The following is a 21,389-nucleotide window of genomic DNA, read 5'->3' on the forward strand; positions in this document are numbered from 1 at the left end:
TCCGTTCTGCGCAGGATTCATTCGCGGGGTATGATAGCCGCCGATCCGAACCACTGAAAATTTATCCAGCGTTTTTTGCGCCCGACCATTCATGATCAGCACCGAACTCAAAACCACGATCCAGGGCGCCTATTCGCGTTTTCTCGAAGCCAAGAGCCTCAAGCCGCGATATGGCCAGCGCCTGATGATTGCCGAAGTGGCAAAAGTCCTGGGTGACATCGACACCGACGACGAAGGCCGGCGCAGTGGCGAGCCCGCCGTCGTGGCGGTGGAGGCCGGCACCGGTACCGGCAAGACCGTGGCCTACAGCCTAGCGGCGATTCCCACTGCCAAGGCCGCCGGCAAACGCCTGGTGATCGCCACGGCCACCGTCGCCCTGCAGGAGCAGATCGTCTACAAGGACCTGCCCGACCTGATGCGCAACAGCGGGCTGAACTTCACGTTCGCGCTGGCCAAGGGCCGTGGGCGCTACATGTGCCTGTCCAAGCTCGACATGTTGCTCCAGGAAGGCCACGCGCAGACCGCCACGGCCCAGTTGTTCGAAGAAGAAGGCTTCAAGATCGAAGTCGATGAGGCCAGCCAGAAGCTGTTCACCAGCATGATCGAGAAGCTGGCCGGCAATAAATGGGACGGCGACCGCGACAGTTGGTCCACCGCCCTGGAAGACGCCGACTGGTCCCGCCTGACGACCGACCATAGCCAGTGCACCAACCGCCATTGCCCGAACTTCGGCCAGTGCGCTTTCTACAAGGCCCGCGAAGGTATGGGCAAGGTCGATGTCATCGTCACCAACCACGACATGGTGCTGGCCGACCTGGCCCTGGGCGGTGGTGCGGTGCTGCCGGACCCGCGCGACACGATCTACGTGTTCGACGAAGGCCATCACCTGCCGGACAAGGCCATCGGTCATTTCGCCCATTACACCCGGCTGCGTTCCACCGCCGACTGGCTGGAAACCACCGCCAAGAACCTCACCAAGCTGCTGGCCCAGCACCCGTTGCCGGGTGACCTGGGCAAGTTCATCGAGCAAGTGCCGGAGTTGGCGCGGGAAATCAAGACGAACCAGCAGTTCATGTTCACCGCGTGCGAGCAAGTGGCCGATTTCAAGCCAGGCGAAGACGTCGAGGGCCGGGAGCGGCCACGCCATCGCTTCGTCGGCGGAGTGATTCCTGAACACATGCGCGAAATGGGCATCGAGCTCAAGAAAGGTTTCGCACGCCTGACCGACCTGTTCACGCGCCTGACCGACCTGCTCAAGGAAGGCATGGACGGCGAGGTCAACATCGGAATCGCCAGCAACCAGGCCGAGGAGTGGTACCCGCTGTTTGGCAGCCTGTTGTCCCGCTCACAAGGCAACTGGGAACTGTGGACGGCCTTCACCGCTGAAGACCCGGAAGACAACCCGCCAATGGCGCGCTGGCTGACCCTGGCCGAAAGCGGTTCGCTGTTCGACATCGAGGTCAATGCCAGCCCGATCCTGGCGGCGGAAATGCTGCGGCGCAACTTGTGGAACGTGGCCTATGGCGCGCTGGTGACGTCCGCCACGCTGACCGCCCTGGGCACGTTCGACCGCTTCCGCATGCGCGCCGGCCTGCCGAAGAAAGCCGTGACCGCCGTGGTCCCGAGCCCCTTCCACCACGCCGATGCCGGCGTGCTGCGGGTGCCGGACCTCAAGGCCGACCCACGGGATGCCGCCGCCCACACCGCGGCGATCATCCGCGACCTGCCGGAACTGGTGGAAGGCTCACGGGGCACCCTGGTGCTGTTTTCCTCGCGCAAACAGATGCAGGACGTGTTCGACGGCCTTGACCGTGACTGGCGCAAACAGGTGTTCATCCAGGGCAACCTGTCGAAGCAGGAAACCCTGAACAAGCACAAGGCCCGGGTCGATGGCGGGGATTCCAGCGTGCTGTTCGGCCTGGCGAGTTTTGCCGAAGGCGTGGACTTGCCGGGTGCCTATTGCGAGCACGTGGTGATCGCCAAGATCCCGTTCTCGGTTCCCGACGACCCGGTGGAAGCCGCACTGGCCGAGTGGATCGAAGCCCGTGGCGGCAACCCGTTCATGGAAATCTCCGTGCCGGACGCTTCGCTGAAGCTGGTCCAGGCGTGTGGTCGGTTGCTGCGCACCGAAGAAGACCGCGGCACCATCACCTTGCTCGACCGCAGGCTGGTCACCCAGCGCTATGGCAAGGCGATCCTCAACGCGCTGCCGCCGTTTCGGCGGGAGATTTCCTGACAAAGCGGGTTCTTCTGGTGATGGACGCTGTTGTGGCGAGGGAGCTTGCTCCCGCTGGGCTGCGTAGCAGCCCCAAGAAGGCTGGTCGCGATCAATCTGGCACACCGCAACGGCGGGTTTTGGGGTTGCTGCGCAACCCAGCGGGAGCAAGCTCCCTCGCCACAGGGGCCGGTTTCAGGTTAACCAGCCGTCCCATGGCGGTTCCCAAAACCCCCAATGGCTGAAACAATACCAGCCACTCTAAAAAGTCTTTGTTTCAAAGGAGTTGCGGGTGCAGATTCAAGGCCATTATGAACTTCAGTTCGAGGCGGTGCGTGAAGCGTTCGCGGCGTTGTTCGATAATCCCCAGGAGCGCGGCGCGGCGTTGTGCATTCAGGTGGGTGGTCGCACGGTGATCGATCTGTGGGCCGGTACCGCCGACAAGGATGGCCATGAGACCTGGCACAGCGACACCATCGCCAACCTGTTTTCCTGCACCAAAACGTTCACCGCCGTCACCGCCCTGCAACTGGTGGCCGAAGGCAAGTTGCAGCTGGATGCCCCGGTCGCCCGCTATTGGCCCGAGTTTGCCGCCGCCGGCAAGCAATCCATTACCCTGCGCCAGTTGCTCTGCCATCAGGCCGGGTTGCCGGCGCTACGTGAATTGCTGCCGCCCGAAGCGCTTTATGACTGGCAAGCCATGATCGATGCCCTGGCCGCCGAAACACCTTGGTGGACGCCGGGCGAGGGTCATGGTTATGCCGCGATCACCTACGGCTGGCTGGTTGGCGAGCTGTTGCGCAGGGCCGATGGGCGTGGCCCGGGGGAGTCCATCGTGGCCCGTGTGGCCAAGCCGTTGGGCCTGGATTTTCACGTTGGCCTGGCCGACGAGGAGTTTCATCGCGTGGCCCACATCGCCCGTGGCAAAGGCAACGTCGGCGATGCCGCGGCCCAACGCCTGCTGCAGGTGACGATGCGCGAGCCCACGGCCATGACCACCCGGGCCTTCACCAATCCGCCGTCGATCATGACCAGTACCAACAAACCGGAGTGGCGGCGCATGCAGCAACCGGCGGCCAACGGCCACGGTAACGCCCGCAGCCTGGCCGGGTTCTATGGGGGGCTGCTGGATGGCAGCCTGCTGGAAGGTGAAATGCTCGACGAACTGACTCGCCAGCACAGCTTCGGCGAGGACAAGACTTTGTTGACCCAGACCCGTTTCGGCCTGGGTTGCATGCTCGACCAGCCGGATGTACCGAATGCGACCTATGGCCTTGGCCCACGGGCGTTCGGTCATCCGGGGGCCGGTGGCTCCATGGGGTTCGCCGACCCGGAGCATGATGTGGCTTTTGGCTTCGTGACCAACACGCTCGGGCCTTACGTATTGATGGACCCGCGCGCGCAGAACCTTGCGAGGGTCCTTGCCACTTGTCTATAAACGCCATTGAAGGCGGCGGGCACCGGAACCTCGTGGCCTTTTCAGATTCCAAGCGACTGTTTATGCGGCCAAAACATGGCCTTTATTTTCCATTTACATCATTTTGTGGATATCCAATGTCATCGAATAAAACCCTCGCTCTGGCGCTGTGCTTCGCTATCACTGGTTGCGCACAAACCCCACAAAATGATGCCGAGGGCAGCAGCGGCTGGTGGCCGTTCGGCTCTTCCGACAAGGTGGCGGCCAAGGACACGGCGCCAGCGGCGCCTCTGAAACCGGCTGCCGTCGCACCGCAAGCCAAGGCCGAGAGCGCCACCCACTGGTGGTGGCCGTTCGCTTCCGATGATGCTGCCGACGTTGCGAAGAAAGATGACGTCAAACCCCAGGACAAACCTGAAGCCAAGGCACCGGCCCTTGCCAAGGCCGAAGCCGAAAGCAACGGCAAGTGGTGGTGGCCGTTTGGCGGCAAGGATCAGGAGACCGCCAAGGCGGTGCCGATGCCCGATCCTAAAGTCACCCAGGCCTGGCTCGACGACTACGAGCCGAAGCTGCGCACAGCCATCCAGGACAGCAAGCTCCAACTCGAGCGCCGCGACAACGTGCTGGTGGTCACCGCGCCGGTGGACGGCTCCTTCAACCCGGACCGTCCGGCCATGCTGCTGCCCGTGACCCTCGGGCCGTTCACCCGCGTGGCGAAGATCCTTGAAGCCGACCCCAAGACCGCCGTGCTGATCCTCGGCCACGCCGATACCTCGGGCGCCGCACCTGCGAACCTGAAGCTCAGCCAGGAGCGTGCCCAGTCCGTTGCGGCGATTTTCCGTCTCAGCGGCCTGCAACGTGATCGCCTGATGCTGCGCGGCATGGGCGCAGTGGCGCCACGTGCGGCCAACGACAGTGTGGAAGGGCGTGCCTTGAACCGTCGCGTGGAACTGCTGGTCACGCCGGCCAACACCATGGTTGCGCTGCTGAGCAAATACAACATGCCGGCTCCCGCACCCGTGACGCTGGTGGCGGCCCAGGACGTGAAGCCCGTGGCCCCGGCCCCAGCGCCTGCGGCGAAAAAAGCCGTGACCCCGACCAGCAAAAAAGCACCGGCCAAAAAAGCCGTGGCCAAGGCGCCTGCGAAGAAAGCCCCTGCCAAGGCCACTACCCCGGCGAAGAAAACCCAACCGGCCAAAGCCGCCACCGATACCAAGAAAGTCGCGGCTGCCGATACCCCCAAGCAGTGATGGGCTAACCACAAGGAACGCGCCATGACCCAACCGCTGGCTGATATGCGCCGCGACTACACCCGCGATGGCTTGACCGAGGCACAAGCCCCGGCCGAGCCGTTTGCACTGTTCCACCAATGGTTCGCCGACGCGGTGAAAACCGAGCAGGCGCCGGTGGAGGCCAACGCCATGACCCTGGCGACGGTGGATGCAGAAGGGCGCCCGCACTGCCGGATCCTGCTGCTCAAGGGCCTGGATGCCCTGGGGTTCACGTTCTTCACCAACTACGACAGCGCCAAGGGGCAGCAACTGGCCGCGAATCCATTTGCGGCCATGACGTTTTTCTGGCCGGCCCTGGAGCGCCAGGTGCGCATCGAGGGCAAAGTGGTAAAGGTCACCGCGCAGGAGTCGGACGCCTATTACCAGGTTCGCCCGCTGGGCAGCCGTCTCGGCGCCTGGGCTTCACCCCAGAGCCGGGTAATTGCAGGGCGTGGTGAGCTGGACGACCTGCTCAAGGCCACCGAACAACGTTTCAGCGACAGCCAACCGCATTGCCCGGAGCATTGGGGCGGTTATCGTTTGCTGCCCGAGCGCATCGAGTTCTGGCAGGGGCGTCCGAGCCGCCTGCACGATCGCCTCAACTATCGCCTGCAAGGGGCGAACTGGACGCGCGAGCGTCTGGCGCCTTAGCGTCGGGGTAATATGCCGCAGCGGTTTCAAGCCATTGCGGCAAGTCCCGGCGTTTGACCCCTTGCTCCCGGGCGCGGGCCAATTGTTGCAGCATGTAGGTCTTTTTCTGCTCATCCTGCCCCGCCAGGGACAGCGCCAAGTCGCGGTCCATCCAGCGTTTGATTCGTACGTACAGCCACCAGTGGAAGTACAAACCGGCCACGGTGACCGCGACGATGATGAAATAATCCATGAAAATCCCCGGGTTGATGACGCAGGTTTCGGAAATTGGCGCTACTGTTTGGTGAATTTTTCGGGTGCGCCTGTATCCCACCTGAATGAAAACAATTTTATCCCGGCGAGGCCGTGACAGGCGTCAAGCTGCGGAGTTTAATGAATCCCTGTCTTTTGGAGTTTGATGCTATGCGTAAGTCTGTTTTGCTGGTTGCTTCCTTTTCCACGATGGCGATGTTGCTCACTGGCTGTCAGTCGAGCCTGACCGGTGACTCCTATTCCCGTGACGAAGCGCGTCGCGTGCAGACGATTCGCATGGGTACGATCGAAGCCTTGCGTCCGGTCAAGATCGAAGGCACCAAGACCCCGATCGGCGGTGCGGCCGGTGCTGTGGTCGGTGGTGTAGGCGGCAGTGCCATCGGTGGTGGCCGTGGCAGCATTGTCGCCGCTGTGATCGGCGCGGTGGCCGGTGGCCTGATTGGCTCCGCTACTGAAGAAGGCCTGACTCGTACCCAAGGCGTGGAAATCACTGTTCGTGAGGACGATGGCAGCATGCGTGCCTATGTGCAGCAGGTTCAGGAGAATGAGGTGTTCCGTGTGGGTGAGCGGGTTCGTATTTCTACTGTGGATGGTACGAGTCGCGTATCGCACTAATTTACGGGTTTACGGGCGGGATTCCAGAGTTGTGTGTATATCCGTTGTTGGGGTAACGGCTACTTAGGGTTCCGCTCTTACAGCGGGTCACTTTTGAAAAGCGCAAAAGTAACCAAAACGCTCTTGCCCCACCACTCGGTGCCTCGCCTAGGCTCGGCATGCCCTCTCTCCGGCATTGCTCCGTGGGCCGCCGCGAAGGGCCATCCATGGCCCAGCGCGGCTATCCCGGCATCCATGCCGGGATGCCCACTGCGCAATACCTGCGTTCGGCCAGCGTGGTTAATGGGGCGCTGAGATCAACGTCCACCGCGAGGCGGCCTAGTAGCCGACCTGGTTTTGGGTGAACGTGTTTCTCCTGTGGGAGCGAGCTTGCTCGCGATGAGGCCAGCAAGGCCAGCATCCATGTGACTAAACCACCGCCATCGCGAGCAGGCTCGCTCCCACATTCAATCTTCAGCGGACACAAAATTCATATTCAACACAGACCTCCTGTGGGGGCGAGCTTGGTCGCAAAGAGGCCGGTACATCCACATCATCATCGACTGTGATGCCGCCTTCGCGAGCAAGCCCGCTCCCACAGAAGAAACGCGTTCACTCTAAGCCAGGCCGGCTATAAGGCCGCCTCGCTTCGGCTTTTGATCTGGGGCGCCCCGTTAAACCACGCTGGCCGAACGCAGGTATTGCGCAGTGGGCACCTCGGCATGGATGCCGAGGTAGCCGCGCTGGGCCATGGATGGCCCTTCGCGGCGGCCCACGGAGCAATGCCTGCGTTCGGGCATGCCGAGCCTAGGCGAGGCACCGAGTGGTGGGGCAAAGCGTTTTTGGTTACTTTTGGCGCTCTCTTCCAAAAGTGACCCGCCGTAAGGGCGGAACCCTAAGTAGCCGTTACCGCAGAAACGGATATTCACACCAACCATACTTCTACTTGTCCATCAATTGTTACTGTTAGGGCCGGATATTGAGGACCCGAAACGACTTGAAGACGTGTTGGAACGTTTCAGGAAGACAACGCAGCGCGCTTACGACTGGCCGCCGCCGTCACCGCATAACCCAACAACGCCGCCAGTATCGAACCAGTGAGAATCCCCATCCGGTCCATGCCCGCATAGTCGCTGACACCCGGCTCAAACGCGAGGGAGCCAACGAACAGGCTCATGGTGAACCCGATACCGCACAGGATCGCCACCCCCAATACCTGGCCCCAGTTAGCGCCAAGGGGCAGGCTGGCGATGCCGATTTTCACCGCCAGCCAGGTCAGGCCGAAGACGCCGACGGTCTTGCCCAGCAACAGGCCAATGGCGATACCCATTGGCACATGATGGGTGAAGCTTTCGACGGTGACGCCGCTCAGGGACAAGCCGGCGTTGGCGAAGGCGAACAGCGGCAGGATGCCATAGGCCACCCAGGGATGCAGGGCATGTTCCAGGGTTAGCAGCGGCGAAGTCTCGGCGTTTTTCGTGCGCAGCGGGATGCAGAACGCCAGGGTCACCCCGGCCAGGGTGGCATGGACACCGCTCTTGAGCACGCAGACCCACAGAATCAGGCCGACAACCATGTAGGGTCCGAGCTTGACCACGCCCATCCGGTTCATCGCCACCAGGGCGGCGATGCAGGTTGCCGCCAGTATGAGCGACAGGCTGGACAGGGCGCCGGAGTAAAAGATCGCGATGATGATAATGGCGCCCAGGTCGTCGATGATCGCCAGGGTCATCAGGAACAGCTTGAGCGACACCGGCACCCGCTTGCCCAGCAAGGCCAGCACGCCGAGGGCGAACGCGATGTCGGTGGCCGTCGGAATCGCCCAGCCGGCGAGGGCGGCCGGGTTGTCGCGGTTGAGGAACCAGTAGATCAGCGCCGGCACGACCATGCCGCCAATCGCCGCCGCACCCGGCAGGACGATTTGCGAGGGTTTGGACAGTTGCCCATCGAGTACCTCACGTTTGACTTCGAGGCCGATGAGCAGAAAGAACATCGCCATCAGGCCGTCGTTGATCCACAACAACAGCGGTTTGGCGATCTTTAGCGCCCCGACCTGGGCCACTACCGGCGTGTCCAGCAAGCCGTTGTACAACCAGGAGAGCGGCGAATTATTGATGGCCAGGGCCAACACGGCGGCGGCGATCAACAGCAGGCCGCTGGCCGCTTCCAGTTGGAAGAAACGCGTCAAGGAATTACGTAGAGGCATGATCGCTCTCCCTATCGAATCAAAAAGATGGCACACCCTAACCCGTACTGTTAGTTGTTAAAACAAAAGTTATATTCTTTTTTGTTATATGTCGTTACGACGCGTGCGCCGCACAGTCGGGCAGTTGCGGCGCATATTGGACCTTAGCTGTACCTGTGCGTGATGTCGGTTTTTTCCTAAGCTTGCGCCTGGTTTTTCCGAGACCACGTCGCGCCTGCATGACCGCCAGGTTTCCCCGCGTCGAACCGAGCCAGTGAGAGGACACCATGAACGACCACCGCCAGTGGGCGCGCGAAGCGATTCGCATCATTGAGGCTGACTTCCAGCGCAGTGCCGATACACATCTGATTCCCCTGCCGCTGCCAGGCCTGCCGGGAATCGAGCTGTATTTCAAGGATGAGTCCAGTCATCCCACCGGCAGTCTCAAGCATCGGCTGGCTCGTTCGCTGTTTCTTTACGCGTTGTGTAACGGCTGGCTCAAGCCCGGTGCGCCGGTGATAGAGGCTTCCAGCGGCTCGACAGCCATTTCGGAAGCGTACTTTGCAAGGCTGCTCGGCCTGCCCTTTATCGCGGTGATGCCGGCGACCACTTCCCGGGAAAAAATCGCACAGATCGCTTTCTACGGTGGCCAGAGCCATCTGGTGGACGACCCTACGCAGATCTACGCCGAATCCGAGCGCCTGGCCCGTGAGCATGATGGGCACTTCATCGACCAGTTCACCTACGCCGAGCGCGCCACGGACTGGCGGGCCAATAACAACATTGCCGAGTCGATCTTCCAGCAGATGCGCTTTGAGCGGCACCCGGAGCCGAGCTGGTTGATTTCAAGCCCCGGCACCGGGGGCACCACCGCCACCCTGGGGCGCTACGTCCGTTATCGCCAGCACGGCACTCGCGTGCTGTGTGCCGACGCCGAGCGTTCGGTGTTCTTCGATTATTACTGCAGCGGCGATGCCAGCCTGCGTCTGGATTGCGGCTCACGCATCGAGGGCATTGGCCGGCCACGGGTCGAGGCGTCGTTTTTGCCCAAAGTCATCGATGCAATGGTCAAGGTCCCGGACGCCTTGTCACTGGCGGCCATGCACTACCTGGCCCAGCGCTTGGGGCGACGGGTCGGCGGATCCAGCGGTACCAACCTGATCGGCGCGCTGATCGCCGCGAGGCAGATGGTTGAGGCGGGGGAGTCAGGGTCGATCGTGGCGATTCTGTGTGACGGCGGCGAACGCTATGCCACGACCTATTACGATCCGGCGTGGCTCAAGGCCCAAGGCTATGAGTTGAGTGGGCTGATAGACGCCGTGGCGGCGAGTGTGGAGCGAGGGGTGGCGCTGCCGGAGAGCGTGTTGCGAGCGAATATCTGAAACGTGAAAAACCTGAGACCCCTTGTGGGAGCGAGCTTGCTCGCGATAACGGTGGATCAGTCAACATCTGTGTTGAATGCCAGTCCGCCATCGCGAGCAAGCTCGCTCCCACCGGGTAATGCTGTTTACTTGGGCCTGTGGCTCTTGAGTGAACAGCATTGTCCCCTCAGGCCTCGAGACCGAGGATATCCCGCGCTACGGCCTCGGCAATCCGGATCCCGTCCACCCCCGCCGACAGGATCCCCCCGGCATAACCGGCGCCTTCACCGGCCGGGAACAGGCCCTTGACGTTCAGGCTCTGCAGCGATTCGTTGCGGGTAATGCGCAGTGGCGACGAGGTGCGGGTTTCGATGCCGGTCAGCACGGCGTCGTGCAGCGAGTAACCGCGAATCTGTTTCTCGAACGCTGGCAGGGCCTCGCGGATGGCTTCGATGGCAAAGTCCGGCAGGGCCAGGGCCAAGTCGCCCAGGGATACCCCTGGTTTGTAGGAAGGTTCGACGCTGCCCAGTGCCGTAGACGGTTTGCCGGCAATGAAGTCGCCCACCAACTGCGCCGGGGCTTCATAGTTACTGCCGCCGAGGACGAAGGCGTGAGATTCCAGGCGTTCCTGCAACTCGATGCCGGCAAGCGGGCCACCCGGATAATCCACTTCCGGAGTGATCCCGACGACGATGCCGGAGTTGGCGTTGCGCTCGTTGCGTGAATACTGGCTCATGCCGTTGGTCACGACGCGGTTCGGCTCGGACGTCGCGGCTACCACGGTGCCGCCCGGGCACATGCAGAAACTGTACACCGAACGACCATTCTTGGCGTGGTGCACAAGTTTGTAGTCGGCGGCGCCAAGTTTCGGGTGACCGGCGTACTTGCCCAGGCGCGCGCTGTCGATCAGCGACTGCGGGTGTTCGATACGGAAACCCACCGAGAACGGCTTGGCTTCCATGTACACGCCGCGGCTGTGGAGCATGCGGAAGGTGTCCCGGGCGCTGTGGCCCAGGGCAAGGATCACATGTTTGGAATGAATCTGTTCGCCGCTGGCCAGTTCGACGCCGACCAGTTGGCCGTCCTCGATCAGCACATCCGTGACCCGCTGCTGGAAACGTACTTCGCCGCCCAGGGCACGAATCTGCTCGCGCATGGTTTCCACCACGCCTGTCAGGCGGAACGTGCCGATGTGCGGCTTGCTGACATAGAGGATTTCTTCCGGAGCCCCGGCCTTGACGAATTCGTGCAGGACCTTGCGGCCAAGGAATTTCGGGTCCTTGATCTGACTGTAGAGCTTGCCGTCGGAAAACGTCCCGGCGCCGCCTTCACCGAACTGCACGTTGGATTCGGGGTTGAGCACGCTTTTGCGCCACAGGCCCCAGGTGTCCTTGGTGCGCTGGCGCACTTCCGGGCCGCGTTCGAGGATGATCGGTTTGAAGCCCATCTGCGCCAGCAACAGGGCGGCGAAGATCCCGCACGGGCCGAAGCCGACCACGATCGGTCGCTCGCTCAGGTCGGCCGGTGCCTGGCCTACCACTTTGTAACTGATATCCGGCGCTTCGTTGACGTTACGGTCATCGGCGAACTTGCGCAGCAGGCTGGCTTCATCGCGCACCGTCAGGTCGATGGTGTAGATGAAGCACAGTTCGGAAGATTTCTTACGTGCGTCGTAGCTGCGCTTGAACAGGGTGAAGTCGAGCAGGTCATCGCTGGCGATGCCCAGGCGCTGCACGATGGCAGGACGCAGGTCTTCTTCGGGGTGGTCGATCGGCAGCTTGAGTTCGGTGATTCGTAACATGGCGGGGTCCGGTTCGCGGGGCGCACAACTGCGCCAAGGCGTTTGAAGCGGGCGATTATAAGCCGCAATCGCCGGTTCCCCTATAACGCTGTTCACTTAAAGCGGCTGTGACGCTTTCGTGGCGAGGGAGCGGGGACGGTATGCTGCCGCGGATCGATCATTCCCACGCTCCGCATGGGAATGTCGCCAGGGACGCTCCGCGTTCCGCTTCTGGACGACGTGAAGCTGCGGTGACGCCACGCAGTCAGTCGTCGCGCGCGCCGCCGAAGTAGGCGCAGCCGCGTTGGACCTGGCCGTTGACCCGCAACTCGGCGCTCATGTGTTGCACGCTGTTGCTGACACTGTCGACACAACGCGCAGGTGTGACCCAGAGTTCGACTTTCTGGCCGTTGGCCTCGGTGCCCAGGTTGAAGCGGCCATCGCCCAATTGCTCCTCGACGTAAGGCACCGCCAGCGGCGGCTGGCCTTCGCGGTCCAGCACCAGGCCCTTGCCACTGGCCTTGAGGGTCCATTCCGGGCTGTGTCCTGCGGCGCGCAGGATCACTCGTTTGAAGTCAATGTCTTCGCAAGCCGTTCCCGAGCGTTCCAGGCGATACAGCTGTTCAACGTCCAACTGACTGTCGGTGCCGGCCGCTGCGCTGGAGACGATGCGACCGCGCACATCGGCAAACAGTTTGCCCTGGTCATCGGCCAGGCTGGCGGCCTGCTGCAGCACGCTGGTGCCGCCGCTGTCGTTGACGATGTAGCGGCGCTGTTCCTGGCATGGCTGGAACACCAGTTTGCCATCAGCTGCGGTGAGCTCACCCTGCATGCGAGTCTGGCCCGCATGGGACGCGCTCTGCCGTGGGGCTTCGAGCAATTGGCAGCCGGTGAAGATGGAGAGGAGGGCGACAAGCAACAGGGAACGGGCGGCACGCATCATTGGGTCTCCAGACAAGTGCCGCCACGTTACTCAGACTGATTCTACAGCACAAGCCATCAGGCAAACCTGGCGGGCCAGCAAGGTCTTCGCGGTTACATTGCGAATCATACCGATGGCCTGGGCAGGGGGCGGATGCAGTAGGCTTCGCGGGTTCCTGGCCTAGGGGTGGCATATGAAAAAGACACAGCGATTCATGTTCATAACCTTGGGGATGACCGCGGCGTTGCAATGCATGGCGGCTGATATCCATTTTTCGTCCGCTTCGGATTTCACGGAAATCGATTTGAATCTCAAGCGTGCGGATGGCATCGACCTGAGAAACGTGACGTTGAAGGTGGCGCTTGCCCCCGACGCCCAGCGCCGCATGGCAAGGGTTACTCGAGAGGAAATGAACAAGCCCCTGCGCTTGTACATCAATGGTGTGTTGGTCAGTACCGCGACAATCAAAGGGGTGATTGAAAGTCCCGAGGTCGTGATAGGCGTGCCGCGTGAGGTCGCCTCTTCATTGATACCCACATTGCTCGAGCCGTCGGCGCCCTGATGAAATCAGGCGCGCCTGCGGGCGTCCGTTTCTCAACCCACGTGATAGGTCTGGCCGGTCTGCAGGCCTTCGACGCTCTTGGCGTAGGCCAATGCAACATCGACGGCCGGCACCGGCTTGTAGCCCCGGAAGTAAGGTGCGTACTTGTCCATGGCCTCCACCAGCACGTTCGGGCTGACCGAATTGACCCGCAGCCCCCGGGGCAACTCGATGGCCGCGGCGCGCACGAAACTGTCCAGGGCGCCGTTGACCAGGGCCGCCGAAGCACCGCTCTTGATCGGGTCGTGGCTGAGTACGCCGGTGGTGAAAGTGAAGGAGGCACCGTCGTTGGCGAATTCACGACCGATCAGCAGCAGGTTGACCTGGCCCATCAGCTTGTCTTTCAAGCCCAGGGCAAAACTGTCTTCGGTCATGTCAGCCAGGGGCGCAAAGGTGACGTTGCCAGCGGCGCAGACCAGGGCATCAAAACGGCCAGTCTTCTCGAACAGGGCGCGAATCGAGGTGCTGTCGCTGATATCGACCTGCAGTTCACCGCTGTGGCGGCCGATCCGAATGATTTCGTGGCGCGGCGACAGTTCGTTATCGATGGCCGAGCCGATGGTGCCGTTGGCGCCGATCAACAGGATTTTCATGAGCTGTTCCTCAATGGGTTGAATGAGTTTTCAGTCTAGAGGGGTTCTTTCCATGGATAATCATGCTAATAGGCAACCTTTGGTTTTCAATTGGAAACAATCCAATGAGCGAAATGGATGACCTGGCGGCGTTTGCCGTATTGATGGAGGCCGGCAGTTTCACCCTGGCGGCCCAGCAGTTGGGGTGCAGCAAGGGCCAGTTGTCCAAGCGCATCAGCCTGCTGGAGAAGCGGTTTTCGGTGGTGTTGCTGCAACGCACCACGCGGCGCTTGAGCCTGACGGCGGCAGGGGCGGCGTTGCTGCCCCAGGCTCAGGCGTTGCTGGTGCAGGTGGAAAGGGCCCGTCAGGCATTGGCTCGGTTGAAGGACGATATTTCCGGGCCGGTGCGTATGACGGTGCCGGTTTCGTTGGGCGAAACGTTCTTCGAAGGCTTGCTGATGGAGTTCGCTCGTACGTATCCCAACGTGCAGATCGAGCTGGAGCTCAACAACGGTTACCGTGACCTGAGCCGCGATGGCTTCGACCTGGCGATCCGTTCCGACGCCGCCATCGATGAGCGATTGGTGGCCCGGCCACTGCTGGCGTGGCACGAAATGACCTGCGCCAGCCCGGCCTACCTCGAACACTATGGCGAACCCGAGACGCCCCAGGCCCTGGCCGAACACCGTTGCCTGCTCAATAGCCATTACAGCGGGCGGGAAGAATGGCTGTATCACCAGCAACACGAACTGCTGCGGGTCCGAGTGTCGGGGCCGTTCGCCAGTAATCACTACAGCCTGCTGAAAAAAGCCGCCCTGGCCGGTGCCGGAATCGCCCGTCTGCCGTCGTATCTGCTGCATGAAGAGTTGGCTGACGGACGCCTGCATTGGCTGCTGCGCGATTACCAGACCCGGCGCATGCCAATGTACCTGGTGCATCCCTACCAGGGCGGCCTGCCCAAGCGCACCCAGGTGCTGGCCGACTATTTGATCGACTGGTTCAAGCGCAGTGGCGAGGCGTTGGATCGGCTGCAGCGATAGTCCATCCGTTGGACAACCCCTGTGGGTGGCTTGGATGTTTCGACCTGTCCAGATCCCCTGTGGGATCTGTAAGAGGATCTGTGTTCAGCCGTGGGTGTAACGCTTGGCTATCAAGTGATCGATCGACAACACCCCAGGCCCACGGGCCATCAGGTAGAGCAATACCGCCGCCCAGGTACCATGGGTCGGGTAGGCGTCCGGGTAGACGAACAGTTGGATGGTCAAGGTCATGCCCAGCAAGGCCAGCGCTGAAAAGCGCGTCGCCAGGCCAAGCAGGATCAGCACCGGAAATACATGCTCGGCAGAGGCCGCCAAGTGCGCAGCCAGTTCCGGCGACAGCAGCGGCAGGGCGTATTCGCTTTTGAACAGGGGAATGGTCGAGTCCGCCAGCCGCGGCAGACCGACCTGGAAGGTGCCGTCGACCAGGTCGATGGCCAATCCTTCGATTTTGGTCTGGCCAGATTTCCAGAACACCGCGGCAATCGAGAATCGCGCGATGAAGGCGATCAGGCTGTGGGGGATTTTCTCCAGCCATTGAATGAAACCGGCAATCAGGGCGTTCATGGGGATACCTGTTCAGCTAGGAGGTGAGTGATAGCGCTGTGACGAATGAGCCCCGCCAGGGTCGGTTCCAGGTCGAGGTCGATTGAGGCTTCAATGGCAGCGGCCAGGGACAGCCCCTGTTGCAGGGCGGTGATGAACCCGTGGGCCGCGTGATTGATCGCGAACACTTGCACCTCGAGGCCGTTGCGCAGCACCAAGGCGTTTTGCGCAGAAAACGCCTCGAACGGCACGGGTGTCTCGTGCTGATGGGCGGCCCAGATCGTCACCACGGCGAAGGGCGAGTGCAGCAGCCGCAGTGACGGGTGCAGACCGATCTTCAGGTGCTTTGTCTGTGTGGCGGATGACAGCACCTCGACGATCCGTTCTGCGGCCATGGGCTCGGCGTCGGCGGCATGCCAGGCCTGCACGTGCAGTCGCTCCAGTCGGGCGACATCCGCCAGGTACGGTACGCAGGCGGCGGGTTCGAAGCGTTCGATGAAGCCGGCGAAATCATCCCCGTAGTCGTTCATCACCGGGCTTCGCGGTGGCGCCGACTGGACGTAGACCCCAGCCATGCCTCGGAAAAATTCCTCGCCCACCAGTTGCGCCACCACCGGGTAATTGTCGGCCAGGGCGTTGATCAATGAGCTGAGCACGTTGTTGCGGTACACCGCGAAGCGACTCTGCGGGTCGGCGCCATTGGCGCTGAGCAGGCCGGAGGGGCAAGCCTTGCGCGGGTCGAGCAGGGCGGCGGCGAATGTGCACTGGTCGCTCATGATCGGGCTCCAACGGCATTTAAAAGCTGATCGGCCTGGCGCGCTTCGGCCAGCAGCACTTCCCATGGGGGGATGTGGTTGTCGCGCTCGATCAAGGTGGCTACCGGCCCGGTCTGCGCCAGAACCTTGAGGTACAGTTGCCAGACTGCGTTATCGATTGGCGCGCCGTGGTCGTCTATCAACAGGCGCTCGCCAAGGCTGTCGGTGTCTTCGGCAAAACCGGCCAGGTGGATTTCGCCGGTCGCTTGCAGGGGCAGGGCGTCGAGGTAGGCCAGTGGATCGCGGCAGTGGTTGACGCACGAAACGTAGACGTTGTTCACATCCAGCAGCAGGCCGCAGCCGGTGCGACGAATGACTTCGCTCATGAAGTGCGGCTCGTCGAGTGTCGAGGCTTCGAATGCCAGATAGGTCGCCGGATTCTCCAGCAGCAGCGTACGTTTGAGGCTGGATTGCACCTGGTCGACGTGTTCGCAGACGCGGTCGAGGGTCGCTTCGTCGTAGGCCAGGGGGAGCAGGTCATTGAGGAACACCGGGCCGTGGCTGGACCAGGCCAGGTGTTCGGAAAAGGATTGGGGCTGATAGCGGTCGATCAATGCAGCCAGGCGCTGCAAATGCGCGATATCCAGCGGCCCCTCCCCACCGATCGACAGGCCGACACCGTGCAGCGACAGCGGGTACTGTTCGCGTATCCGCCCCAGGAAGTGATGAAGCGGCCCGCCGGCCACCATGTAGTTTTCCGCGTGCACTTCGAAAAAGCCCAGGTCCGGTCGGGCCTGGAGTATCTCGCGAAAATGCTCGCTCTTGAGCCCCAGCCCTGCCCTTGGCGGCAGCCGGTTATCAGTGGCGAGGGATGGGGTATTCAACATGGTGGCAGAGGCCTCAGGCAGATGCGATCAGGACTTGGCTTTGAACGCTTCAAGCTGGCCGAAACCAGTCGGGGAGGTTTCGCTTTTGGTGGTGGTGCAAGTGCCTTTGGGGACCGATTTCCAGGCGTTGCCCTGATAGTCCATTTTTGCCGTACCGGCGCAGGTGGTGCCGGCGCCGGCGGCGCAGTCGTTCTTGCCTTTGAGGGCAACGCCGAAGCATTTTTCCATGGTGTCGTCGGCTGCGTGGACGGTCGAGACGGCTGTCATGCTCAGGGCAGAACCCAGGGCCAGGATCAGGGCGGTGGCGGACAGGGTGCGGGTCGAAGCAGTCATGATGATTCTCCAGTCATTCAGGGAAATGAACCGGCGTCAGCGCCGGTCTGCTGTACTAGAGAAGGGAGGTGGGGGAGTGTTACAGCGGCTGTAGAATTTTTTTCGGTTGTCCCCAAAACTGTGGCGAGGGAGCTTGCTCCCGCTCGGTTGCGCAGCGACCGTAAAATCTTGGGGCCGCTGCGCGACCCAGCGGGAGCAAGCTCCCTCGCCACAGGGGATTGCGGCTGGCCCGGGCGAAAAAAAACGGCCCGAAGGCCGTTTTTTTACTGCGACAGACTCAACCGCCCAGGTACGCCTCACGCACTTTCGGGTCGGTCAGCAGGGCCTCACCGGTGCCTTGCATCACCACGCGACCGTTTTCCAGCACGTACGCCCGGTCGGCGATTTTCAGCGCCTGGTTGGCGTTCTGCTCCACCAGGAACACCGTTACGCCGTCCTTGCGCAGTTGTTCGATGATGTCGAAGATCTGCTGGATGATGATCGGTGCCAGACCCAGGGACGGTTCGTCGAGCAGCAGCAGCTTGGGTTTGCTCATCAGCGCACGACCGATGGCGAGCATTTGCTGTTCACCGCCGGACATGGTGCCGCCGCGCTGGGTGAAGCGTTCTTTCAGGCGTGGGAAAAGGTGCAGGACCTTGTCCATCTGTTCCTGATAGTCGCCCTTGTCGGTGAAGAATCCGCCCATGGCGAGGTTTTCTTCCACCGTCAGCCGGGCAAATACCCGACGACCTTCCGGCACCACCGCGATGCTCTTGCGCATGATGTGCGACGAGTCCTGGCCCACCAGTTCCTCACCCATGTAGCGGATGCTGCCGCTGTGGGCCTGGGGCGAACCGCAGAGCGTCATCAGCAGGGTGGATTTGCCGGCACCGTTGGCACCGATCAGCGTGACGATTTCGCCCTGGCGGACTTCGACGTTGACGCTGTGCAAGGCCTGGATCTTGCCGTAGAAGGTGGAAACGTTTTCGAATTGCAGCATTTACGCTTCCCCCAGGTAGGCTTTGATCACTTCAGGATTGTCGCGGATCTGTTCCGGCGTACCGTCGGCCAGGGGCGTGCCCTGGTTGATCACGACGATGTGGTCGGAAATGCTCATGACCAGCTTCATGTCGTGCTCGATCAGCAGCACGGTGACGTTGTGCTCTTCACGCAGCACGCCGATCAGGGCTTTCAGGTCTTCGGTTTCCTTGGGGTTCAGGCCGGCGGCCGGCTCGTCGAGCATGAGGATCCGCGGACGGGTCATCATGCAGCGGGCGATTTCCAGGCGCCGTTGCTGACCGTAGGCCAGGGTGCCGGCGGGACGGTTGGCAAACTCGGTGAGGTTGACCTTGTCCAGCCAGTACTCGGCGTACTCCATGGCCTCGCGTTCGCTTTTGCGGAACGCCGGGGTCTTGAACAGGCCGGCAAAGAAGTTGGTGTTCAAATGACGATGTTGGGCGATCAGTAGGTTCTCGACCGCCGTCATGTCCTTGAACAGCCGCACGTTCTGGAAGGTGCGTACCACACCCTTGCGGGCGATGTGGTGGCCGGGCAGGCCCTGGATCGGCTCGCCGTCCAGCAGGATGGTGCCGCCGGTGGGCTGGTAGAAGCCGGTCAGGCAGTTGAACACGGTGGTCTTGCCCGCGCCGTTCGGCCCGATCAGGGCAACCACTTGCTTCTCTTTCACGGTCAGGGCCACGCCGTTGACCGCCAGCAAACCGCCGAAGCGCATGCTCAAGTTTTCGACTTTCAGGATCTCGCGGCTCATTTGCGCAGCTCCATGTGGGGGCGTTGCATAGGCAGCAGACCTTGAGGACGCCAGATCATCATCAGCACCATCAGGGCACCGAACATCAACATGCGGTATTCGCTGAATTCACGCATCATTTCAGGCAGCAGGATCATCACGATGGCCGCCAGGATCACGCCCAACTGCGAGCCCATCCCACCCAGCACCACGATGGCGAGGATGATCGCCGACTCGATGAAGGTGAAGGATTCCGGCGTCACCAGGCCCTGGCGGGCGGCGAAGAAACTGCCGGCAAAACCGGCGAACGCAGCGCCGAGGGTAAACGCCGACAGTTTGATCACGGTTGGGTTGAGACCCAGGGCGCGGCAAGCGATTTCGTCTTCACGCAGTGCCTCCCAGGCGCGACCGATCGGCATGCGCAGCAGCCGGTTGATGACGAACAGCGCGGCCAGGGCCAGCAACAGGGCAACCAGGTAGAGGAAAATCACCTTGTTGATCGAGTTGTATTCCAGGCCGAAGTACTCGTGGAAGGTTTGCAGGCCTTCGGCGGCTTTACGTTCGAAGGTCAGGCCGAAGAACGTCGGTTTCTCGATGTTGCTGATGCCGTTCGGGCCACCGGTGATGTCGGTCAGGTTGCGCAGGAACAGACGGATGATCTCGCCAAAACCCAGGGTCACGATGGCCAGGTAGTCACCGCGCAAGCGCAGGACCGGGAACCCCAGCAGGAAACCGAAGGTGGCGGCCATCATCCCGGCGATCGGCAGGCAGATCCAGAAGCTCAGGCCGAAGTAGTGGGACAGCAGCGCATAGCTGTAGGCACCGACGGCGTAGAAGCCGACATAACCCAGGTCCAGCAGGCCGGCCAGGCCTACCACGATGTTCAGGCCAAGGCCGAGCATCACGTAGATCAGGATCAGCGTGGCGATGTCCACCGCGCCACGGGAGCCGAAGAACGGCCACACCAGTGCGCCAACGATCAGGGCCAGGACGATCCAGCGCTGGGTGGTCGGCAGGGTCAGGAAGTTGCTGGCCTTGGCCGGGATCACCGGCAGGCCGGGCGACGACTTCCACATGGCGCTGATCTGTGTGCTGAACAGCACCCGCAGGAACATCAGCAGCGAACACACGGCGATGGTCGCCAGGATGGCCGGGCTGGTGCCGTGCACTTCCAGGTTGATACCGACGATGGTCAGTTTAAGACCCAGTACCGGGTAGGCCACGGCCCAGACCAGCAGGGCGCTGAAGAGCGCCGATTTGAGATGCCTAGTCATACTTTCTCAACCTCCGGACGGCCCAGGATGCCGGTCGGCCGGAATAACAGAACCAGAACCAACAAGCCGAATGCCACGACGTCCTTGTACTGGTCGCCGAAGATGTCGGCGCCAAAGGCTTCCGCCACGCCCAGTACCAGCCCGCCGAGCATCGCGCCGGGAATGCTGCCGATGCCGCCCAGTACCGCGGCGGTGAAGGCTTTCAGGCCGACGAGGAAGCCGGCGTTGGGGTTGATCACGCCGTATTGCATGCTCAACAGCACCGCGGCGATGGCCGCCAGGGCCGCACCGATGACGAAGGTCAGGGCGATGATGTTGTTGGTGTTGATGCCCAGCAGGTTGGCCATCTTGATGTCCTCGGCACAGGCGCGACAGGCGCGGCCCAGGCGGGAACGGGAGATGAACAGCGTCAGGCCGAGCATGGCGACCAGGGTCACCACGAACACCACGATTTGCATGTAGGAAATCAGCACTTCATGTGCCCCACCTGGCCCGATGGCAAAGTTGCCGGGAATCAGGTTGGGTATGGATTTGTCCTTGGAGTCTTGCGAAAGCAGTACCGTGTTCTGCAGGAAGATCGACATGCCGATGGCGGAAATCAACGGGATCAGACGGTTGCTGCCGCGCAGGGGGCGGTAGGCGATCCGTTCGATGCTGTAGCCATAGGAGCTGGTGACGACGATGCTCGCGATGAAAGCCGCGGTCATCAACAGCGGGACACTGTCGAGTCCCATCATGGCCAGCCCGGCGATGGCGATGAACGCCACGTAGGAGCCGATCATGTACACCTCGCCGTGGGCGAAGTTGATCATTCCAATGATGCCGTAGACCATCGTATAGCCGATGGCGATCAGGGCATACGTGCTGCCAACGGTCAGGCCGTTAACCAGCTGCTGGAAGAAGTGATAGATGTCAGGCATTACAGCGCTCCTAAAAACCTGATACGCATTTCACTGGTGGAGTCATTTTCCCGCCCGGCCCCGTGGATCTGCATCCACTTCGAGCACGAG

The 21,389-nt window shown here is 61.8% G+C and carries 22 protein-coding genes; 8 read left to right on the plus strand and 14 right to left on the minus strand.

The features are described from left to right. Nucleotides 1–91 precede the first annotated feature (91 nt). From dinG to pdxH, 4 genes are all read left to right on the plus strand, one after another. Entirely contained in the window at nucleotides 92–2,236 is a 2,145-nt protein-coding gene (dinG, locus tag BLO97_RS15895; protein ID WP_063322679.1) for an ATP-dependent DNA helicase DinG, read from the plus strand. A gap of 271 nt (nucleotides 2,237–2,507) precedes the next feature. Beyond that, nucleotides 2,508–3,653 carry a serine hydrolase domain-containing protein gene (locus BLO97_RS15900; protein WP_072343212.1) on the plus strand — a complete coding sequence of 382 codons (1,146 nt, stop codon included), beginning with the start codon at nucleotides 2,508–2,510 and terminating at the stop codon, nucleotides 3,651–3,653. 116 nt (nucleotides 3,654–3,769) lie between these two features. Beyond that, nucleotides 3,770–4,882, plus strand: coding sequence for an OmpA family protein (locus tag BLO97_RS15905; RefSeq protein ID WP_092144185.1), 1,113 nt, complete (start codon nucleotides 3,770–3,772; stop codon nucleotides 4,880–4,882). Nucleotides 4,883–4,906: 24 nt separating this feature from the next. Then, complete coding sequence (gene pdxH, locus BLO97_RS15910) at nucleotides 4,907–5,554, plus strand: pyridoxamine 5'-phosphate oxidase (protein WP_072343206.1); 648 nt, start codon at nucleotides 4,907–4,909, stop codon at nucleotides 5,552–5,554. Here pdxH and BLO97_RS15915 read toward each other — a convergent pair. Beyond that, nucleotides 5,502–5,786 (minus strand): hypothetical protein, encoded by a 285-nt coding sequence (locus BLO97_RS15915; RefSeq protein WP_092144187.1) that lies wholly within the window; start codon nucleotides 5,784–5,786, stop codon nucleotides 5,502–5,504. The two genes, pdxH and BLO97_RS15915, sit on opposite strands and share 53 nt — an antisense overlap. Nucleotides 5,787–5,956: 170 nt before the next feature. Between BLO97_RS15915 and BLO97_RS15920 the strand changes: the two genes are divergently transcribed. Beyond that, nucleotides 5,957–6,421: an outer membrane lipoprotein gene (locus BLO97_RS15920; RefSeq protein ID WP_047228399.1), complete on the plus strand. Its 465-nt coding sequence runs from the start codon at nucleotides 5,957–5,959 to the stop codon at nucleotides 6,419–6,421. A gap of 653 nt (nucleotides 6,422–7,074) precedes the next feature. Here the strand turns inward: BLO97_RS15920 and BLO97_RS31960 are convergent. Next, nucleotides 7,075–7,200, minus strand: a complete 126-nt coding sequence (locus BLO97_RS31960) for a hypothetical protein (protein ID WP_256571968.1) — start codon at nucleotides 7,198–7,200, stop codon at nucleotides 7,075–7,077. A gap of 218 nt (nucleotides 7,201–7,418) precedes the next feature. Continuing rightward, the gene (nhaA, locus tag BLO97_RS15925; protein WP_092223190.1) at nucleotides 7,419–8,606 is read right to left on the minus strand and encodes a Na+/H+ antiporter NhaA; all 1,188 of its coding nucleotides are present in this window, start codon (nucleotides 8,604–8,606) and stop codon (nucleotides 7,419–7,421) included. 266 nt (nucleotides 8,607–8,872) lie between these two features. On the opposite strand from nhaA, the gene BLO97_RS15930 reads away from it, so the two are divergent. After that, complete coding sequence (locus BLO97_RS15930; RefSeq protein WP_092223188.1) at nucleotides 8,873–9,967, plus strand: PLP-dependent cysteine synthase family protein; 1,095 nt, start codon at nucleotides 8,873–8,875, stop codon at nucleotides 9,965–9,967. Nucleotides 9,968–10,133: 166 nt separating this feature from the next. On the opposite strand, the gene BLO97_RS15935 is transcribed toward BLO97_RS15930, so the two are convergent. Both BLO97_RS15935 and BLO97_RS15940 read right to left on the minus strand, forming a co-directional pair. After that, nucleotides 10,134–11,747 (minus strand): NAD(P)/FAD-dependent oxidoreductase, encoded by a 1,614-nt coding sequence (locus tag BLO97_RS15935; RefSeq protein WP_092223186.1) that lies wholly within the window; start codon nucleotides 11,745–11,747, stop codon nucleotides 10,134–10,136. 244 nt (nucleotides 11,748–11,991) lie between these two features. Beyond that, nucleotides 11,992–12,666, minus strand: a complete 675-nt coding sequence (locus tag BLO97_RS15940) for a COG3650 family protein (RefSeq protein ID WP_092144308.1) — start codon at nucleotides 12,664–12,666, stop codon at nucleotides 11,992–11,994. Between the two features lie 175 nt (nucleotides 12,667–12,841). Here BLO97_RS15940 and BLO97_RS15945 point away from each other — a divergent pair, with 175 nt between their 5' ends. After that, entirely contained in the window at nucleotides 12,842–13,210 is a 369-nt protein-coding gene (locus tag BLO97_RS15945) for a hypothetical protein (RefSeq protein ID WP_092144195.1), read from the plus strand. A 32-nt stretch (nucleotides 13,211–13,242) separates the two neighbouring features. Here BLO97_RS15945 and BLO97_RS15950 read toward each other — a convergent pair whose 3' ends face one another. Next, complete coding sequence (locus tag BLO97_RS15950; protein WP_092223184.1) at nucleotides 13,243–13,842, minus strand: short chain dehydrogenase; 600 nt, start codon at nucleotides 13,840–13,842, stop codon at nucleotides 13,243–13,245. Nucleotides 13,843–13,946: 104 nt separating this feature from the next. On the opposite strand from BLO97_RS15950, the gene BLO97_RS15955 reads away from it, so the two are divergent. Beyond that, nucleotides 13,947–14,861: a LysR family transcriptional regulator gene (locus BLO97_RS15955; protein WP_063322668.1), complete on the plus strand. Its 915-nt coding sequence runs from the start codon at nucleotides 13,947–13,949 to the stop codon at nucleotides 14,859–14,861. A gap of 84 nt (nucleotides 14,862–14,945) precedes the next feature. Here BLO97_RS15955 and BLO97_RS15960 read toward each other — a convergent pair whose 3' ends face one another. The 8 genes from BLO97_RS15960 to livH form a co-directional block, all read right to left on the minus strand. Further along, nucleotides 14,946–15,425: a DoxX family protein gene (locus BLO97_RS15960; RefSeq protein WP_092223182.1), complete on the minus strand. Its 480-nt coding sequence runs from the start codon at nucleotides 15,423–15,425 to the stop codon at nucleotides 14,946–14,948. Then, nucleotides 15,422–16,180: an HvfC/BufC N-terminal domain-containing protein gene (locus BLO97_RS15965; protein WP_092223180.1), complete on the minus strand. Its 759-nt coding sequence runs from the start codon at nucleotides 16,178–16,180 to the stop codon at nucleotides 15,422–15,424. Before BLO97_RS15965 ends, BLO97_RS15960 begins: the two co-directional genes overlap by 4 nt. Then, the gene (locus BLO97_RS15970) at nucleotides 16,177–17,046 is read right to left on the minus strand and encodes an MNIO family bufferin maturase (protein ID WP_092144203.1); all 870 of its coding nucleotides are present in this window, start codon (nucleotides 17,044–17,046) and stop codon (nucleotides 16,177–16,179) included. Before BLO97_RS15970 ends, BLO97_RS15965 begins: the two co-directional genes overlap by 4 nt. A gap of 27 nt (nucleotides 17,047–17,073) precedes the next feature. Next, entirely contained in the window at nucleotides 17,074–17,379 is a 306-nt protein-coding gene (locus tag BLO97_RS15975) for a BufA1 family periplasmic bufferin-type metallophore (RefSeq protein WP_063322664.1), read from the minus strand. 277 nt (nucleotides 17,380–17,656) lie between these two features. Beyond that, entirely contained in the window at nucleotides 17,657–18,358 is a 702-nt protein-coding gene (locus BLO97_RS15980; protein ID WP_063322663.1) for an ABC transporter ATP-binding protein, read from the minus strand. Beyond that, nucleotides 18,359–19,126 carry a high-affinity branched-chain amino acid ABC transporter ATP-binding protein LivG gene (livG, locus tag BLO97_RS15985; RefSeq protein ID WP_063322662.1) on the minus strand — a complete coding sequence of 256 codons (768 nt, stop codon included), beginning with the start codon at nucleotides 19,124–19,126 and terminating at the stop codon, nucleotides 18,359–18,361. It lies immediately after the preceding gene. Then, nucleotides 19,123–20,379 carry a high-affinity branched-chain amino acid ABC transporter permease LivM gene (locus BLO97_RS15990; RefSeq protein WP_063322661.1) on the minus strand — a complete coding sequence of 419 codons (1,257 nt, stop codon included), beginning with the start codon at nucleotides 20,377–20,379 and terminating at the stop codon, nucleotides 19,123–19,125. Before BLO97_RS15990 ends, livG begins: the two co-directional genes overlap by 4 nt. Further along, nucleotides 20,376–21,299: a high-affinity branched-chain amino acid ABC transporter permease LivH gene (livH, locus tag BLO97_RS15995; RefSeq protein WP_014336891.1), complete on the minus strand. Its 924-nt coding sequence runs from the start codon at nucleotides 21,297–21,299 to the stop codon at nucleotides 20,376–20,378. The genes BLO97_RS15990 and livH overlap by 4 nt, the downstream gene beginning before the upstream one ends. Nucleotides 21,300–21,389: the final 90 nt, after the last annotated feature.

The sequence above is a fragment of the Pseudomonas sp. NFACC05-1 genome (genome assembly GCF_900100135.1).
GTDB classification, from domain to species: domain Bacteria; phylum Pseudomonadota; class Gammaproteobacteria; order Pseudomonadales; family Pseudomonadaceae; genus Aquipseudomonas; species Aquipseudomonas fluorescens_Q.